We start from the raw sequence: 15732 nt of genomic DNA, 5'->3' as shown, positions 1-15732 counted from the left end.
AGCTCGCGGCTGAAGCCGCTTCTACAAGGATCGACGCTGGGTCAGGCCCCGGGCTTTGCCGCAACGGCCTAGTGCCGCAACACCGGCGCCGCCAGCGCCTCCAGCCGCCCGCGGTCGACCAGCTCCAGCTCGCGCCGGTCGACCTGCAGCAGGCCGTCTTCCTGGAAGCGCTTGAGCACGCGGCTGACCGTTTCCGGCGCCAGCCGCAGGTAGTTGGCGATGTCGGTGCGCGGCATCGTCAACGCGAAGCGGTTGGGCGAGAAGCCGCGCGCGGCCAGGCGCTCGGACATGCCGATCAGGAACGCCGCCATGCGCTCGTCGGCGCTGAAGTCGCCGGCCAGCAGCGCGGCACGGCCGATGCTGCGACTCAGCAGGCGGAACAGGTGCTGCTGCAGCCCCGGCAGGCGCGCGGCCAGCACCGAGATCTTCGGGAACGAGAACCGGCACAGCATCACCGTGTCCAGCGCGACCGCGTTGCACGGGTAGGTATCGCCGTCGATCGCGTCCAGCCCGATCACCTCGCCCGGGAAATGGAAGCCCAGCACGTGCTCGCGCCCGTCGCGGTCGACCACGTAGGTCTTGACCGTGCCGGCGCGCACCGCGGCGATCGCCTCGAACGGGTCGCCGACGCGGAACACGTGCTCGCCCGCGTGCAGCGGGCCGACGTGCTCGACCAGCATGTGCAGGTCCTGCAGCGACGACTTGTCCATGCCCTGCGACAGGCAGGCCTGGGAGAACGCGCAGGTCGAGCAGAAGGTCAGCGCATCGCCGTCGTCGGCGAGCACGCTGGGACTCAGGCGCGGAAACGCGGTATCGCTCACGCGCAGGCCCTTGCCGCGGTCAGATCGCGCGGGAGAAGCGCGGCGTGGCGCCGGCGGAATCCGGGGATGGCAGGTAGCGGTCGAAGCACATGGCGATATTACGCAACAACAGCCGTCCTTGCGTGGTTGCGGCGATGCGGCCGGCCTCGACCCGGACCAGTCCGTCGTCCTGCAGCGGGCGCAGCTGCGCGAGCGCATCGGCGAAGTAGTCGTGGAAATCGATCGCGTAGCGCCGCTCCAGCGCCCCGATCGGGATTTCGGCCTGGCACATCAGCTGCTGGATCAGGTCCGCGCGCAGCAGATCGTCCTCGTCCAGGCGCATGCCGCGGAATACCGGCAGGCGGCCCTCGTCGATGGCGATCTGCCAGCTCGGCAGGTCGCGCGGGTTCTGGCTGAAGCTGTCGCCGATATGGCTGATTGCGCTCACGCCCAAGCCCACCAGGTCGCTGTCGGCGTGGGTGGTGTAGCCCATGAAGTTGCGGTGCAGTCCGCCGCGGGCCTGCGCCTGGGCGAGGTCGTCGTCGGGCAGGGCGAAATGGTCCATGCCGATGTAGGCGTAGCCGGCCGCGGTGAGTTTTTCGATCGCGAGCTGCAGCAGGCCCAGCTTGTCCTGCGCCGAGGGCAGGTCGTCGGCGTGGATCTGGCGCTGTGCCTTGAACACCTCCGGCAGGTGCGCGTAGCCGTACACCGCGAGGCGGTCCGGGCGCATCCCGAGCACGGTGTCGATGGTGCGTTCGAAGCCTTCGCGTGTCTGTTTGGGCAGGCCGTAGATCAGGTCGATGTTGACCGAGCGGAAGCCGTTGGCGCGGCAGGCGTCGACCACGGCGCGGGTTTCGGCCACCGACTGGATGCGGTTGACGGCTTCCTGCACCGCGGGATCGAAGTCCTGCACGCCGAAGCTGGCGCGGTTGAAGCCGAGCCCGGCCATGCCGGCGATGTCCGCGGGCGAGACGAAGCGCGGGTCGAGTTCGATCGAGATGTCGCGACGCGGCGAGCGCGAGAAGCGGAACTGGCTGCGCAGCGTCTCCATCAGTTCCTGCAGCTGGTCGCCGTCGAGGAAGTTGGGCGTGCCGCCGCCCAGGTGCACCTGGATGACCTCGCGGTCGCGGTCGAACAGCTGCGCCATCAGCCCGATCTCGCGGTACAGGCGTGCCAGATAGGTGCCGGCGCGCGACTTGTCGCGGGTGATGATGCGGTTGCAGCCGCAGTAGAAGCACGGACTCAGGCAGAACGGCACGTGCACGTACAGCGACAGCCGGCGCGGGATCGGGTCGCCGTTGCTGGCCAGCGCCGCCGCGCGCAGCTGCGCCTCGCCGAAGCCGGACGCGAACTGCGGCGCGGTCGGGTAGGAGGTGTAGCGCGGCCCGGGGCGGTCGTAGCGGCGCAGCAGGTCGGCGTCGAAGGCGGGATTGGCGAGCATGGCGCCCAAGCTAGGGCGCCGGCAGCGCGCGCGCCTTGACGCGGATCAACCGCCGGGCAGGGCGCTGCGCGCATCCACGGCGGCGCCGGTCGGGCGGAACGCACTACAGCCAGTGCACCTTCTTGAGGTACCGGTACAGCGCGAAGCAGCCGACCGCCAGCAGCCCGATCAGGATCGGATAGCTGTAGCGGCCGGCCAGTTCGGGCATGTGTTCGAAGTTCATGCCGTACCAGCTGGCCACCAGCGTGGGTACTGCGAGCACGGCGGCCCAGCCGGCCAGGCGCTTGACGACTTCGCCCTGCGCCAGCGTCACCAGCGCCTGGTTGACGCCCAGCGCGGTGCCGAGCATGTCGCGCAGGGCATCGATGGTTTCGTTGCTGCGCACCGAGTGGTCGAGCACGTCGCGGAAATAGACCCGGGTTTCCTGCGCCAGCAGCGTGCTCGGCGTGCGTACCAGCTGCGAGAGCACGTCCTGCAGCGGCGTGACCGCCAGGCGCATGTAGGTCAGCTCGCGCTTGAGGTCGTACAGGCGCACCACCGTGCCGCGGTGGAAGTCCTCGGTGAACACGTCCTTTTCCAGCACCAGCAGGGTCTGCTTGAACTCGTCGACGATCGGCAGGTAGTTGTCGACGATCGCATCGAGCACCGCGTACAGGGCGTACGAGGGGCCGAGTTCGAGCAGTTCCGGCTCGCGTTCCACCCGCGCGCGCACCGGCGCGTAGGACAGCGACGCACCGTGGCGCACGGTGACCAGGTAGCGTGGTCCGAGGAAGGCGTGGGTCTCGCCGTAGCGGATGCGCTCGTCGATGACCTGCGCGGTGTTGACCACCACGAACAGGCAGTCGCCGTAAGCCTCCAGCTTGGGGCGCTGGTGCGCGTTGCGTGCGTCCTCGATCGCCAGGTCGTGCAGGTCGAACTCCTCCTGCAGCTTGTCGAGCACCGCGTCCTCGGGCTCGTACACGCCGACCCAGACGAAGCTGTCGTCGTCGTGCGACAGGACGTCGCTGATTTCGTCCAGCGAGATGTCGCGCAGTTTTCCGCTGGCGTTGTAGAGCGCGGCGTTGACCACGCAGCCGGGCACGTCGGGACGTGTTGCGGCGGCGCTGTCGGGCAGGGGCGAGATCATGCGCGCATCCTGCCCCGCACGGTGGAACGCGGCAAGTCAGCGTCGGCGCAGCGCCAGCCACAGGCCGGCGTGGATCGGCAGCAGCAGCGCGATCCAGGGCGCGTTGCGCTGCGGGGCCACCGGCAGCCAGAGCAGGAACAATGCGACCACCGTGCAGGCGGCTACCACCAGCAGCCAGCGATCGAACCACGGGCCTGCCGCGCGCCCGCGCGCGGTCCGCCAGCCGCCCGGCAACAGCAGCAGGCACAGCGGGTTGAACAGCAGCAGGTTGTGGTTGCTCCAGCCGAAGCGGTGCGCGGTGAAGATCCAGATGAACAGCATCAGCGCACCGAGCCCGGTGCACAGGCCCCAGAACGGCAGCGCCGCCGCCGCGACCACGCGTGGCGCGCGCGGCGCCGCCAGCAGTGTGGCGATGGCGACCGCGAAGCCGGCCAGCGCCCACGGCCACCACGGGCGCGGCGCTTCGGCCGGCTCGGGCGCGATGCGGTGCGGCAGGATCTGTTCCTCGGCCAGCACCAGTGGCTGGCCGTTGCTGCCGGTGGCTTCGCGCAGCGCGTCCGCCAGGCGCATCGGCACGAAGGATTCCTGCCACACCGACAGCGGCCGGTCCGCGGCAGGTCCCAGCCCGATGTCGAAGCCCAGCCACATCCACGGCGCGGGCGAGGCCAGGCGCACCGACTCGCTGCGGTAGGTGCTGCCGCGCGAACGGCCGCCGACCTCGCGGTGGAGCGCGCCGCCTAGCGCATCGTCGATGGCGTCGCGTACGCGCGTGGCGCAGTTGTCAGTGAAGTACTCGTAGCCGTAGCGCGCGTTCTCCGGGCGGGCGTTCTCGGCCAGCGCCGCGGCCAGGTGGCGCGCCTGCGCGTCGGAGAGGTTCAGCCACTGGATCGAGACGCCGCGGCCGACGTCGCGGTAGTAGGCCATGTCGTCGGCGAACGGCAGCGCCTGCAGGCGGTAGCGCATGCGGCCGAAGACGAAGTTGGCAATGAAGCCGGGCTCGTCCGGGTCGAAGAAGCCGAAGTTGTACGAGGTCGCCGCGCCGGTGGCCGGGTCCACCACCACCAGTGCATCGTGGCCGAAGCGTTCGAAGAACACCGTGCCCGGCTGCATCGTCGCCACGCCGATCCGCGGCGCATCGCCTGCCGCCTGCGCAAGCGCGGCCTGGCAGGCCAGCAGCCACAGCGCGAGCACCAGCAGCAGCCGGATGCCGCGGCGCACTGGCGCCCGCTCAGCCGGCGTCATCGCCGTGGATGCTGACCAGCAGCGCATGCAGGCGGCGCGCGTCGGCACGCGCGACGCGGAAGCCGAAGCGGCCGAGCGTCAGCTCCTCGCCGGCCTCGGGCAGGTGGCCGATGGCCGCGGTGACCAGGCCGCCGATGGTGTCGTACTCGTCGTCGCCGAAGTCGGCGCTGAAGCGCTCGTTGAAATCTGCAATCGGCGTCAGCGCGTCGACCACGTACTGGCCGTCGGCCTGCGCGGCGATCAGCGCCCCGGGGTCCTCGGCGTCGTCGTGCTCGTCGTCGATCTCGCCGACGATCTGTTCGAGCACGTCCTCGATCGTGAGCAGGCCGGCGACGCCGCCGTACTCGTCGATGACGATGGCCATGTGATTGCGCGACTGGCGGAACTCGCGCAGCAGCACGTCCAGGCGTTTGGATTCGGGGATCAGCACCGCCGGGCGCAGCAGTTCGTGCACGGAGGCCGGGCCGTTGTCGGCGACCACGCCGCGCAGCAGGTCCTTGGCCAGCAGCACGCCGAGGATCTCGTCCTTGTCGTCACCGTGAACCGGAAAGCGCGAATGCCCCGACTCGACGACGTGCTTCATCAGTTCGATGAACGGCTCGTCGGCCGACAGCATCACCATCTGCGAGCGCGGGATCATCACGTCGCCCACGCTGAGTTCGGACACGGTCAGCGCGCCCTCCATCATCTTCAGCGTGTCGGCGGCGATCAGGCCGTCGGCCTGCACGTCGCGCAGCAGTTCGACCAGGTCGTCGCGCGTGGAAGGTTCGCCGGACAGCATCGAGCTGATGCGGTCGAGCCACGAACGCCGTTTTTCCGGGATCTCGGGGGCGTGGCTGGTACTACTGTCGTCCTCTGGCATTGCAGTCTTGTCGGCGCCCGGCTGGGCCACGGGGGAAGTCTAGCGCGGGTTTTCGCCCGGCTGGTGAAACGCGGCGACACGCATGCGTCAACCGGCGGGCCGGCCGGGCTCAGGCGTCCAGCTCGTCCCGGTAGGGATCGGAGATGCCCAGCGCGGCGAGGATCTCGCGCTCCAGCGCTTCCATGCACTCGGCCTCGCGCGCGTCCTCGTGGTCCCAGCCCAGCAGGTGCAGGGCGCCGTGCACGGTCAGGTGGGCGTAGTGGTCGTTGAGCCGCTTGCCCTGTTCGCGCGCCTCGCGGGCGACCACCGGCGCGCACAGCACCAGGTCGCCGAGCAGCGGCATCTTCACGCCCTTGGGCAGCTTGACGCCCTCGGCGATGTCGGCCGGGAAGCTCAGCACGTTGGTGGCGTAGTCCTTGCCGCGGTAGTGGCGGTTGAGCGCGCGGCCTTCGGCCTCGTCGACCAGGCGGACGGCCAGGTCCGCCTCGCGGATGCGTCCGGACAGCGCCGCGGCCACCCATCGGCGGAAGCTCACCGCCGCCGGCAGGCCGGCGCGGGGCAGGGCATAGCCGACGGAAACGTCGAGGCGGGCCGGGCCACGGGTCATGCGCGCAGTCTACGCCGGTCCGGTCGACGCATCCTGCGCGTCGCGGCGGTCGTAGGCGCCGACGATGCGCGCCACCAGCGGATGCCGCACCACGTCGCCGGACTCGAAGAAGGTGAAGCTCACGCCCTCCACGTCGTGCAGCACTTCCACCGCGTCGCGCAGGCCGGACTTGACGTGCTTGGGCAGGTCGATCTGGCTGAGGTCGCCGGTGACCACGGCGGTGCTGCCGAAGCCCAGCCGGGTCAGGAACATCTTCATCTGCTCGATGGTGGTGTTCTGCGCCTCGTCCAGGATCACGTAGGCATCGTTGAGCGTGCGCCCGCGCATGTAGGCCAGCGGCGCGATCTCGATGACGTTCTTCTCCAGCAGCTTGAGCACCTTCTCCACGCCCAGCATCTCGTAGAGCGCGTCATACAGCGGACGCAGGTAGGGGTCGACCTTCTGCGACAGGTCGCCGGGCAGGAAGCCGAGCTTCTCGCCGGCCTCCACCGCCGGGCGCACCAGCACCAGCCGCTGCACCCGCGACTCGTTGAGCGCTTCCACCGCGCTGGCCACGGCAAGGAAGGTCTTGCCGGTGCCGGCCGGGCCGACCCCGAAGTTGATGTCGTGGGTGGCGATCGAATGCAGGTACTTCTGCTGGTTCGGGCCGCGTCCGCGGACGGTGCCGCGGCGCACGCGGATGGCGACGTCCTGCGGGACGTAGTCGCCGTCATCGCGCGGGCCGGTCGCGGCATCGGCCTCGACGCCGGCCGCGTTCATGCGCAGGTTGATCGACTGGCCGTCGAAGGTTTCCTCGCCGGCTTCGGCGTACAGCGTGCGCAGCAGGCGCTCGGCCTGCGCGACCGGTGCTTCATCGCGCCCGGTGACGCGGAACACGTTGCCGCGGTTGGCGATTTCCACGCCCAGGCGCAGTTCGATCTGGCGCAGGTGTGCGTCGAACGGGCCGGCCAGGTTGGCCAGGCGCTCGTTGTCGACGGGTTCGAGGGTGAAGTCGCGCTGGTGGGGTGTGGGCATGGGCGCGAGCGTAGCGCGCGGGCGTGTCGCGGCCAACCACGGGGCGGTCGTCGATGGCGCGCGTTCACCTGTGCAGCGTGCCGCGGAACAGCCACTCGCCGGGGCACGGGTCCGGGTCGCGGGGCGTCTCCGGGTCGATGGTCTCGCGGAGGGCGATGCCGGCCGCTGCCATCACCGCCGGCAGTTGCGCGCGGGCTGCGCCCCAGGCGAACGGTTCGCCGCGGCGTGCGAGCCATCGCTGCAGCCACGGCCGCTGGCGCCGGAAGCCCGGGGCGCCCCGGGCGTCGCATTCCATCGCGGTGGCGACGACGCTGGCCGGCGCGCGGCAGTGCGCCCGCAGGTCGTCGTACAGCGCGGCGACGGCAGGCAGCGGCAGGTACATCAGCAGCCCTTCGGCGACCACGGTCGTCGGCGCATTGCGGTCGAAGCCATCCGCCCCGAGGCTTCGCAGCGTGTCCCGCAACCGGTCTTGCGCGAAGTCTGCGGCGCGCAGCGCCAGCCGCGACCGCGGGATGCCGCATGCCTGCAGTGCGCGTGTACGGATGGCGATGGTGCCGGGACGGTCGACCTCGAACACGCGCAGCGACCGATGCCTTGCCGCCATGCGCGGCCCCAGCGCGTCGAACCCCGCGCCCAGCACCAGCAACTGCCGCGTGCCGGCGACGGCGTCGTCGTGCACCCAGCGCCACAGGTGGCGCTTGCGCCAGCCGTAATGCGCGGCGATCCCCGGCAGGACGGCGAATTCCGACAGGCGCAGCAGCATCCGCCCTGCAGCGGAATCCGCGAGACGCAGCAGCCGCCTGCCGGCATCGCCGCAGGCCGCCAGGCAGGCACGGGCCAGCCGCGCGCGCAGCGCGTCGCGTGCCTGGTCGCCGGCAGCGAGGATTTCGGCCGCGGCGATCAGCATCGAGGTGGATACCCGCGCCGGCGCGTTCACGCGGGCGCCTCGCCGAACAGCCGGCAGTGGTGGCGATACCAGTCGCTGCACCAGCGCCCGGCCGGGTCGAAGGCGCGCTTGGCGCGCAGGAACGCCCCGAACCGCGGGTAGGCCGCCTCGACCTGTTCCCGCTGCGCCCAGCGGTGGTAGGTGAGGTAGTAGCTGCCGCCGCGCGCGAGCGCGAGGTCGATCAGGGCGCGGAAACTGTGCGCCGCGGCGGCAAGGCCGGCGACATCGTGGCGCACGTGCAGGTTGAAGACCACGCAGGCCCAGGGTTCGCGCGCCCAGGCGAGCAGGCTGTCGCCGTCGCGTTCGATCAGGCGCACGGTGCCGTAGATGGCCTGCGCGCGCGTGCGGCGCAGGCTGTCGGCGGCGGCGCCGAGGAAATCGGCCAGCCGCGCGCGCGGCATGTAGAGCTCGGTGATCATCTCCGACCCTGCATGGCCCAGGCAGGCGTCGATGGGCGCGTGGTAGTCGCCCAGGTACACGCCGGCCTGCTGTTCGTCCGAGGCGTAGCGCTGGCCGTCGGTGGCCAGGTAGAACGCGGCGTACTCGGCGAACGCCCGCCCGGGCTCGGTGTGCGCCAGCGACAGCAGGCGGGAGAAGTCGCGCGCATCCAGGGCGCGCCGGTGCGCGTGGCCGGGGTCGCCGTCCGTCGGGCGGTAGCAGGACAGGATGCCCAGGTCGAGGAAATCCTCGCTGGCCGCGTCGACGGTGAACTGGAAATCGCCGTAGGTGCAACCCGACGCGATCGCGGCGTCGAAATCCGCCATCAACTGCGTCGCGCGCGTCATTCGCACCTCGCGCACCAGCGTCGTGCGCGGCACCAGGCGCAGGGTGATGCCGATCACCGCGCCGAACAGTCCGTAGCCGCCGGCCACCAGGGCGAACAGTTCGGGATTCACCCGCCGGCTGGCCTGCACGAGCGTGCCGTCCGCGTCGATGAGGGTCAGCGACTCGACGTCGTCGACGAAGGGGGCGAATGCCAGCCCGCGGCCGTGGATGTTCGATGCCAGCGCGCCGCCGAGGCTGAAATCGTCGGCGCCGGTCTGCTTCTGGCGGATGGTCCAGCCGCGCGTGTTGCCCGGGTGCGCCGCGAGCCAGGCGAGCAGGGCGGGCCAGCGGATGCCGGCCTCGACCGTCACCAGGCCGCGGCCATCGTCGAAGCCCGTGACGCGGTCGAGCGCACCCAGGTCGAGCACGCGCCCGCCGGACAGGAACTGCTGCCCGCCCATGGCGTGGCGCGCGCCCATGACGGCCAGCGATTCGCCGGCGCGTGCGCTCGCCCGCACCGCGTCGATCGCGGCGGGGACGCTGGAGGGACGAAGCACCGCGTCGACCCGCGTCCGGTTGAGGCGCGAGTGGACATCGTTAAGGACGGTCGCGGCGGGGAGGGCCGCAGCGGGTTCGCTGCGAACGGCGGTGGAGGGCATGGGCAAACGCTCGTGGCTGGACCGGGCCTACCCTCGAACCGCGCATCATGATTTGCAAAATCAATCTGGAACGTATCGATATTTGATACCTTTCGGGTTCGATCCCGACACCGGAGCGCCCGATGAGCGAACGCGACACCCTGCTGCGCGCGCTGAAGCAGGTGCTGAAGCAGCGCGGCATGCGTTACGCCGACCTCGCCGGCGGCCTCGGCGTCTCCGAGCCGACGGTCAAGCGCATGTTCTCCTCCGGCCGCATCGACCTGGCGCGGCTGGAGCGCATCTGCGAACTGCTAGACATCGACCTGTTCGAACTCGTGCGCCTGGCGCGCGGCGCGCGCGGCCATCGCGAGCGCCTGGACATGGCGCAGGAGGCCGCGCTCGCCGCCGATCCGCGGCTGCTGCTGGTCTTCCACCTGCTGTGCAACGACTGGAAGGTGCCCGTGATCCGCCGCGAATTCGGCCTCGACGTGCCGGAGGCCACCCTGCTGCTGGCCAGGCTCGACCGTCTGCGGCTGGTCGAACTGCTGCCCCGCGACCGAGTCCGCCTGCGCGTGGCGCGCGATTTCGAGTGGCGCGAGGACGGCCCCGTCCGCAGGCGCTACGCGCAGGTCGCCACCGGCGAATTCCTGCGCGATGCCTTCGGCGGCCGCGACGCGCTGCTGGTCATGGAGGTGCGCGAACTGGGCGACAGCTCGATCGCGGTATTGCGGCGCAAGCTCGAACACCTGGCCGCGGAATTCCGCGAAATGGCCACCATCGACGCCACCCTGCCGCCCGCGCGCAGGCGCAGCGCCGGCATGCTGCTGGCGCTGCGGCCGTGGGTGTTCTCGCTGCTCGATTCGCTGCGGGGCGCTGAGCCGGAGCGGGCAGGGGGCCGATGAACCCGATGGCGACCGCGCTGGATCGCCATGTCGCTGCCTGATTGCAACTTGTTGATAAACAATAAATTTTGAGATGGCGTGCGCGCGGATCGAACGGGTGGGCGGATCCGCGTGTGCCGCTCATCGGATTTTCGGCAATGCGTGGTTGATTTTTAATTAATCATTGAATTAAATTACGGCGCATGGACAGCCGCTCCCCGAAATCCGGCGCCGGGCGCCGACCCGCCCGCAAGGGCGCCGACGCCGGCCCGGGTACCGGACGGGTCGCCCGGCCACGCGCGCCCGGCCGTCCGGTCGGCAAGGTCGCCGACCAGCGCGAGCGCCTGCTCGACGCCGCGATCGCCTGCTTCGTCCGCCAGGGCATTTCCGCGACCTCCCTGCGCGCCATCGCGTCCGAGGCCGGCGTCACCCCGGCGCTGCTGCACTACTACTTCGGCGACAAGGCGCAGCTGGTCGACGCCCTGGTGGAGGAGCGGATGCTCGCCGGCTTCGCCACGCTGCGCGAGCGCGTGCTGGCGGCCGGCGACGACGTCGCGGACACGGTCGCCGCCTTCGTCTGCGGCGTGACCGAAGTGATGAAGGTGTACCCGTGGTGGCCGCAGCTGTGGGTGCGCGAGGTGCTGTGCGAAGGCGGCGCGCTGCGCGACCTGCTGGTCACCCGGATCGCGCCGCAGATCACCCGCACCATCGTTGCCCGGTTCGCCACCGCGCAGGCGCGAGGTGCGCTCAACGCCGACCTCGACCCGCGCCTGCTCATGACCTCGCTGGTCGGCCTGACCCTGCTGCCCGCGGCCGGCGCGCCGATCTGGCGCGCGCTGTTCGACGCCGAGGATCTCGGCCTGGACGATGTGCGCCGGCATGCGATCGCGCTGCTCGACCGCGGGCTGGAACTGAAGGAGCCCGGAGAATGAAGAAGAAGACCGTTCGCGTCCACCGCAATCCCGATTGCGCACGCTGTGCCCGCTACGCGCGCATGCACCAGCGGCTGGACTGGCTGGATCGCGTCGAGGACTGCGTGCAATCGCCGTTCGATCGGCCGATGCGCATGGGCGAGGTGGTCGTGCGCGACCTGCGCGACGACCGCCTGCACACCGGCGCCGACGGCATGGCGCTGCTCGCACGACAGGTGCCCGCGTACTGGCCGCTGTTGCCGCTGATGGCGCTTCCCGCGCTGCGCCGGGCGATCGAACGCGATGTCGCCGGCGACTGCGGCGATTGCGGCGACGCCTGCACGCTCTGATCCCCGAGGCGCTCGATGAAGGCCAGGCCACGCAAACGTTTCCTTCCGCTGGCGCTGTGCCTGCTGCTGGCCGGCTGCAGCGACGACGCGCCGCAGGCGCTGGGCACGCTGGAATACGACCGCGTCGCCCTGCCGGCGCCGGTGGCCGAGCGCATCGTCTCCATCGACGTGCGCGAGGGCCAGCGCGTCGAAGCCGGGGCGACGCTACTCACGCTCGAACGCACCCGCACCGAAGCACAGACGCAGGCAGCGCTTGCGCAGGTGCTGCGCCAGCGCGAGGCGCTGGCCGAACTGGAGGCCGGCCCGCGCCGCGAGGACATCGACCAGGCACGCGCCAATCTCAATGCCGCGCAGGCGCAGGCCCGCGATGCCAGCGCCTACTACGCGCGCCTGCAGCCGCTGGGCCAGCACCAGCTGGTCGCCGCCGCCGAGGTCGACCGCGCCCGCGCCGCCGCCGGCAACGCACAGGCGCAGGTGCGCGCCGCGCAGGCCGCGCTCGACGAACTTGTGCACGGCACGCGCGCCGAACAGCTCGCCCAGGGCGAGGCCGCGCTGCAGGCCGCGCAGGCGCAGGCCGAGGCCGAGCAGGCGACGCTGCAGAAGCTCGATCTCGTCGCCCCCCGCGCCGGTCGCATCGACAGCATTCCCTACAAGCTCGGCGACCAGGCCCCGGTCGGCGCGCCGCTGGTGGTGATGCTGGTCGGCGAGGCGCCGCATGCGCGCGTGTACGTGCCCGAGCCGATCCGCGCCGACGTCGCCGTCGGCCAGCGTGCGCGGGTGTTCGTCGAAGGCCGCGCGCAGGCGCTCGAAGGCACCGTGCGCATGGTCCGCAGCGAGCCGACCTTCACCCCGTATTACGCGCTGACCGGCGAGGACGCGGCGCGGCTGAGTTACCTGGCCGAGGTCCAGCTCGCGCCCGGCGTCGACCTGCCGGCCGGATTGCCGGTACGGGTGGAGTTCGCGCCGGCCGAGCGGCGGGCAGAGGACACGCCATGAAACGGTTCGAGCGCAGGTGCCGGATCCAGGCATCGCACGCGGTCGCCTGGCGCTGGCTGGCCGACTTCGCGCGCTGGCCCGAGTGGACGCCGACCGTGGATGCGGTGGACGTGCTCGATCCCGGCGAGCCGGGCATCGGCACGCGCGTGCGCCTGCACCAGCCGCGGCTGCGCCCGGCGGAGTGGATGGTCGAGCGCTGGCGGCCGGAGTGCGAGTTCGCGTGGGCCTCGCGCCGCCCCGGGTTGCGCTCGATCGCCTCGCACGTGCTCACGCCGGAACCGGAGGGGTGCGAGGTCGTCCTCGCTTTCTCGCTCGAAGGCCCGCTCGCGCTGCTGGCCGCGCCGATGGGCCGCAAGACGATCGAGCGCTACCTCGCGCTCGAGGCGGCGGGCCTCAAGGCGCGCTGCGAAGCCGGTGCATAGCGCGCGGACCTGCCATGCCTTCCACCAGCGGAACATCGACGACGCGTGACGACCTCGCCATCCGTGCGCGCGGCCTGAGCAAGCGCTTCGGCGACCTGCTCGCGGTGGATCATGTCGACCTGTCGGTGCCCAGGGCCTGCGTCTACGGCTTCCTCGGCCCCAACGGCTCGGGCAAGTCCACCACCATCCGCATGCTGTGCGGCCTGCTCACGCCCACCGGGGGCGAGATCGAGGTGCTTGGCCTGCGCATCCCGGAACAGTCCGAGCAGCTGCGCAGCCGCATCGGCTACATGACCCAGAAGTTCTCGCTGTTCGGCGACCTGACCGTGCGCGAGAACCTCGAATTCCTCGCCGCCGTGCAGGACGTGCCGAAGGCGAAGGCGCGCAGGCGCATCGACGACCTGGTCGAGCAGTACCACTTCGGCGACCGCCAGAAGCAGCTCGCCGGCACCATGAGCGGCGGCCAGAAGCAGCGCCTGGCGCTGGCCGGCGCGGTGATCCAGGCGCCGGAGCTGCTGTTCCTCGACGAGCCCACCAGCGCGGTCGATCCGGAGTCGCGCCGCGACTTCTGGGAGAAGCTGTTCGACCTCGCCGACGCCGGCACCACGCTGCTGGTCTCGACCCACTACATGGACGAGGCCGAACGCTGCCATCGCATCGCCATCCTCGACCACGGCGCGCTGGTCGCCGACGGCACGCCGGGCGAGCTCACGGCGGCGCTCGAGGGCCGCACGGTGCTGGTCGACGCGCGCGAGCCGCGCCGCGTGCAGAAGGCACTGGTCGACGTGCCGGGCGTACTCAGCGTCGCCCAGATCGGCAACAGCCTGCGCGTGCTTACCGACCGCAACGGCGACGCCGCCGTGCGCATCCGCGACGTGCTCGGGAACGCCGGCCTGCAGGCCGAAGTCGGCGCCTCGCAGCCGAACCTGGAAGACGTGTTCGTGTCCGCCACCGGCGGCCAGTCCGACGACGCGCGCGAGCAGCGGCCGGAGCCGGCATGAACCTGCGCCGCATGTTCGCCATCGTGGTCAAGGAACTGTGCCAGCTGCGCCGCGACCGCGTCACGCTGGGCATGATCCTCGGCATCCCGGTGATGCAGCTGGTGCTGTTCGGCTACGCGATCAACCTCAACCTGCGCGGCCTGGACGCCGGCATCGCCGACCAGGCCAACACGGCCGCCTCGCGCGCGCTGGTGATGGACATGGTGGCCACCGGCGTCATCACGCCGAAGCTCGCCGCCACGTCGCCGGCACAGCTGATGGACGCGCTGCGGCGCGGCGAGATCAGCGTGGGGGTGGTGGTCCCGCCGGACTTCGAGCGCCGCCGCTTCGACGGCCGCGAGGCGGTGCAGGTGCTGGTCGACGGCAGCGACACCGTGGTGCAGAGCGCGGCGGTCCAGCTCGCCCAGCTGCCGCTCGACGGCACGCCGGCAAGCAACGCGAAGAGCGAACGCACCGGCTCCGGGCAGGTCAGCGTGGTCAGCTTCTACAACCCGCAGCGGCGCTCGGCGGTCAACATCGTGCCCGGCCTGATCGGCGTGATCCTGACCATGACCATGGTGCTGTTCACGGCGGTGGCGATCGTGCGCGAGCGCGAGCGCGGCAACATGGAACTGCTGATCGCCACCCCGCTCAGCCGCTCGGAGCTGATGATCGGCAAGGTGCTGCCGTACATCGCGATCGGCCTGCTGCAGACCACGGTGGTGCTGGCGCTGGGCATGTGGCTGTTCCAGGTGCCGGTGCGCGGCGGCGTGCTGGATGTCTACATCGCTTCGATGCTGCTGATCGTGGCCAACCTCACCCTCGGGCTGCTGATCAGCACGCGCGCGCAGTCGCAGTTCCAGGCGATGCAGATGACGTTCTTCTTCTTCCTGCCCTCGATCCTGCTGCCGGGCTTCATGTTTCCCTTCGCCGGCATGCCGCGGGTGGTGCAGTGGCTGGCGGAGGTGCTGCCGCTGACCCACTTCATGCGCCTGATCCGCGGGATCATGCTGCGCGGGGCTAATCTCGTGGACCTGTGGCCGGAAGTCGCCGCGCTGCTGGTATTTACCGTCGTGATGATGGCCGCGGCGATCCTGCGCTTCCGCAAGCGGCTGGATTGAGGCAACCCGTGGAGTGCAGTGCCCGTGGGCCTGAAGCTCTTGTGGAGCGGCCATGGCCGCGATGCTTTTCCTGCAAAGGCATCGCGGCCATGGCCGCCCCCACAAGGGGTTCTGTCCGGAAGACCCGCCAGGCCTACCGGCGATGCCGCCGCAACTCGCGCACCAGCAACACGATGCCAACCACGCCGGTCACCGTCGAGCCGACGAGCCACATCCACGCCACCGGCGTCATCGACAGTTCGCCGCCGGCAAGCGCGTAGCGGCGAAACTCGACCACGCCCATCAGCGCGATCCCGCACAGCCAGATGCCCAGTGCGCAGCGCCGGATCAGCGACGGCGACCGCGGCGGTGGTGCGTTCACGCCGCGGCGTCCCCATCGGCCATCGCCACGCGCCCGCGCAGGGAATTGCTCAGCGCTTCGGTGATGACGACATCGACGAACTGACCGACCAGCCGCGGGTGCCCGGGGAAGTTCACCGAGCGCATGTTCTCGGTCTTGCCGGTCAGCTCGTTCGAGTCCTTGCGCGACGGCCCGGTGACCAGTACCGACTGCACGCTGCCCACCATCGCCCGCGAGATGCCGGCCGAGTATTCGTTGATGTGCGCCTGCAGCCGCGACAGGCGCGCGTG

18 protein-coding genes are annotated in these 15732 nt (G+C 70.8%); 7 read left to right on the top strand and 11 right to left on the bottom strand.

All coding sequences use genetic code 11. From position 1 onward, the window contains the following. Positions 1–68: 68 nt before the first annotated feature. The 9 genes from ABD679_RS13910 to ABD679_RS13870 all read right to left on the bottom strand — a co-directional run bounded on the left by ABD679_RS13910 (position 69) and on the right by ABD679_RS13870 (position 9462). Positions 69–821 carry a helix-turn-helix domain-containing protein gene (locus ABD679_RS13910; RefSeq protein WP_344760604.1) on the bottom strand — a complete coding sequence of 251 codons (753 nt, stop codon included), beginning with the start codon at positions 819–821 and terminating at the stop codon, positions 69–71. 19 nt (positions 822–840) lie between these two features. After that, the gene (gene hemN / locus ABD679_RS13905; RefSeq protein ID WP_344760603.1) at positions 841–2241 is read right to left on the bottom strand and encodes an oxygen-independent coproporphyrinogen III oxidase; all 1401 of its coding nucleotides are present in this window, start codon (positions 2239–2241) and stop codon (positions 841–843) included. A 103-nt stretch (positions 2242–2344) separates the two neighbouring features. Next, entirely contained in the window at positions 2345–3367 is a 1023-nt protein-coding gene (locus tag ABD679_RS13900; protein ID WP_344760602.1) for a magnesium and cobalt transport protein CorA, read from the bottom strand. Between the two features lie 36 nt (positions 3368–3403). After that, positions 3404–4609, bottom strand: a complete 1206-nt coding sequence (locus ABD679_RS13895) for a lipoprotein N-acyltransferase Lnb domain-containing protein (RefSeq protein WP_344760601.1) — start codon at positions 4607–4609, stop codon at positions 3404–3406. Continuing rightward, positions 4596–5471, bottom strand: coding sequence for a CorC family transporter (locus ABD679_RS13890; RefSeq protein WP_344760600.1), 876 nt, complete (start codon positions 5469–5471; stop codon positions 4596–4598). Before ABD679_RS13890 ends, ABD679_RS13895 begins: the two co-directional genes overlap by 14 nt. A gap of 109 nt (positions 5472–5580) precedes the next feature. Further along, positions 5581–6078, bottom strand: a complete 498-nt coding sequence (ybeY, locus tag ABD679_RS13885) for an rRNA maturation RNase YbeY (protein WP_344760599.1) — start codon at positions 6076–6078, stop codon at positions 5581–5583. 9 nt (positions 6079–6087) lie between these two features. Continuing rightward, entirely contained in the window at positions 6088–7092 is a 1005-nt protein-coding gene (locus ABD679_RS13880; RefSeq protein WP_344760598.1) for a PhoH family protein, read from the bottom strand. Positions 7093–7156: 64 nt separating this feature from the next. After that, positions 7157–8029, bottom strand: coding sequence for a class I SAM-dependent methyltransferase (locus tag ABD679_RS13875; RefSeq protein ID WP_344760597.1), 873 nt, complete (start codon positions 8027–8029; stop codon positions 7157–7159). Next, positions 8026–9462 (bottom strand): FAD-binding oxidoreductase, encoded by a 1437-nt coding sequence (locus ABD679_RS13870; protein ID WP_344760596.1) that lies wholly within the window; start codon positions 9460–9462, stop codon positions 8026–8028. The genes ABD679_RS13875 and ABD679_RS13870 overlap by 4 nt, the downstream gene beginning before the upstream one ends. Positions 9463–9584: 122 nt before the next feature. Between ABD679_RS13870 and ABD679_RS13865 the strand changes: the two genes are divergently transcribed. The 7 genes from ABD679_RS13865 (at position 9585) to ABD679_RS13835 (ending at position 15102) form a co-directional block, all read left to right on the top strand. Further along, complete coding sequence (locus ABD679_RS13865; RefSeq protein WP_344760595.1) at positions 9585–10343, top strand: helix-turn-helix domain-containing protein; 759 nt, start codon at positions 9585–9587, stop codon at positions 10341–10343. A 182-nt stretch (positions 10344–10525) separates the two neighbouring features. Further along, entirely contained in the window at positions 10526–11254 is a 729-nt protein-coding gene (locus tag ABD679_RS13860) for a TetR/AcrR family transcriptional regulator (protein WP_344760594.1), read from the top strand. Then, positions 11251–11583, top strand: coding sequence for a hypothetical protein (locus tag ABD679_RS13855; RefSeq protein WP_344760593.1), 333 nt, complete (start codon positions 11251–11253; stop codon positions 11581–11583). Before ABD679_RS13860 ends, ABD679_RS13855 begins: the two co-directional genes overlap by 4 nt. A gap of 15 nt (positions 11584–11598) precedes the next feature. Then, positions 11599–12579: an HlyD family secretion protein gene (locus tag ABD679_RS13850; protein ID WP_344760592.1), complete on the top strand. Its 981-nt coding sequence runs from the start codon at positions 11599–11601 to the stop codon at positions 12577–12579. Next, on the top strand, positions 12576–13001 hold the full coding sequence (locus tag ABD679_RS13845; RefSeq protein ID WP_344760591.1) for an SRPBCC family protein: 426 nt from the start codon (positions 12576–12578) through the stop codon (positions 12999–13001). The genes ABD679_RS13850 and ABD679_RS13845 overlap by 4 nt, the downstream gene beginning before the upstream one ends. 59 nt (positions 13002–13060) lie before the next feature. Beyond that, a complete protein-coding gene (locus ABD679_RS13840) occupies positions 13061–14002 on the top strand; it encodes an ABC transporter ATP-binding protein (RefSeq protein WP_344760867.1) in 942 nt (313 codons plus the stop codon). After that, positions 13999–15102, top strand: a complete 1104-nt coding sequence (locus ABD679_RS13835; protein ID WP_344760590.1) for an ABC transporter permease — start codon at positions 13999–14001, stop codon at positions 15100–15102. Before ABD679_RS13840 ends, ABD679_RS13835 begins: the two co-directional genes overlap by 4 nt. 133 nt (positions 15103–15235) lie before the next feature. On the opposite strand, the gene ABD679_RS13830 is transcribed toward ABD679_RS13835, so the two are convergent. After that, the gene (locus ABD679_RS13830; RefSeq protein ID WP_344760589.1) at positions 15236–15463 is read right to left on the bottom strand and encodes a hypothetical protein; all 228 of its coding nucleotides are present in this window, start codon (positions 15461–15463) and stop codon (positions 15236–15238) included. Continuing rightward, positions 15460–15732: TRAM domain-containing protein (locus ABD679_RS13825; RefSeq protein ID WP_344760588.1), on the bottom strand; the 273-nt coding region annotated here is incomplete at its 5' end. The genes ABD679_RS13830 and ABD679_RS13825, both read right to left, overlap by 4 nt.

Origin of the sequence: Luteimonas lutimaris, assembly GCF_039537065.1 — a bacterium.
Taxonomy (GTDB): domain Bacteria; phylum Pseudomonadota; class Gammaproteobacteria; order Xanthomonadales; family Xanthomonadaceae; genus Luteimonas; species Luteimonas lutimaris.
Note: the sequence above shows the minus strand (reverse complement) of the source record. Positions and strands in the feature narration are given on the sequence as shown.

Bases quoted from the DNA above. Each gene is read 5' to 3' on its own strand.
- ybeY (WP_344760599.1), bottom strand. From the start codon at position 6,078: ATGACCCGTGGCCCGGCCCGCCTCGACGTTTCCGTCGGCTATGCCCTG.
- ABD679_RS13895 (WP_344760601.1), bottom strand. From the start codon at position 4,609: ATGACGCCGGCTGAGCGGGCGCCAGTGCGCCGCGGCATCCGGCTGCTG.
- ABD679_RS13865 (WP_344760595.1), top strand. From the start codon at position 9,585: ATGAGCGAACGCGACACCCTGCTGCGCGCGCTGAAGCAGGTGCTGAAG.
- ABD679_RS13900 (WP_344760602.1), bottom strand. From the start codon at position 3,367: ATGATCTCGCCCCTGCCCGACAGCGCCGCCGCAACACGTCCCGACGTG.
- hemN (WP_344760603.1), bottom strand. From the start codon at position 2,241: ATGCTCGCCAATCCCGCCTTCGACGCCGACCTGCTGCGCCGCTACGAC.
- ABD679_RS13880 (WP_344760598.1), bottom strand. From the start codon at position 7,092: ATGCCCACACCCCACCAGCGCGACTTCACCCTCGAACCCGTCGACAAC.
- ABD679_RS13890 (WP_344760600.1), bottom strand. From the start codon at position 5,471: ATGCCAGAGGACGACAGTAGTACCAGCCACGCCCCCGAGATCCCGGAA.
- ABD679_RS13860 (WP_344760594.1), top strand. From the start codon at position 10,526: ATGGACAGCCGCTCCCCGAAATCCGGCGCCGGGCGCCGACCCGCCCGC.
- ABD679_RS13845 (WP_344760591.1), top strand. From the start codon at position 12,576: ATGAAACGGTTCGAGCGCAGGTGCCGGATCCAGGCATCGCACGCGGTC.
- ABD679_RS13835 (WP_344760590.1), top strand. From the start codon at position 13,999: ATGAACCTGCGCCGCATGTTCGCCATCGTGGTCAAGGAACTGTGCCAG.
- ABD679_RS13855 (WP_344760593.1), top strand. From the start codon at position 11,251: ATGAAGAAGAAGACCGTTCGCGTCCACCGCAATCCCGATTGCGCACGC.
- ABD679_RS13850 (WP_344760592.1), top strand. From the start codon at position 11,599: ATGAAGGCCAGGCCACGCAAACGTTTCCTTCCGCTGGCGCTGTGCCTG.
- ABD679_RS13870 (WP_344760596.1), bottom strand. From the start codon at position 9,462: ATGCCCTCCACCGCCGTTCGCAGCGAACCCGCTGCGGCCCTCCCCGCC.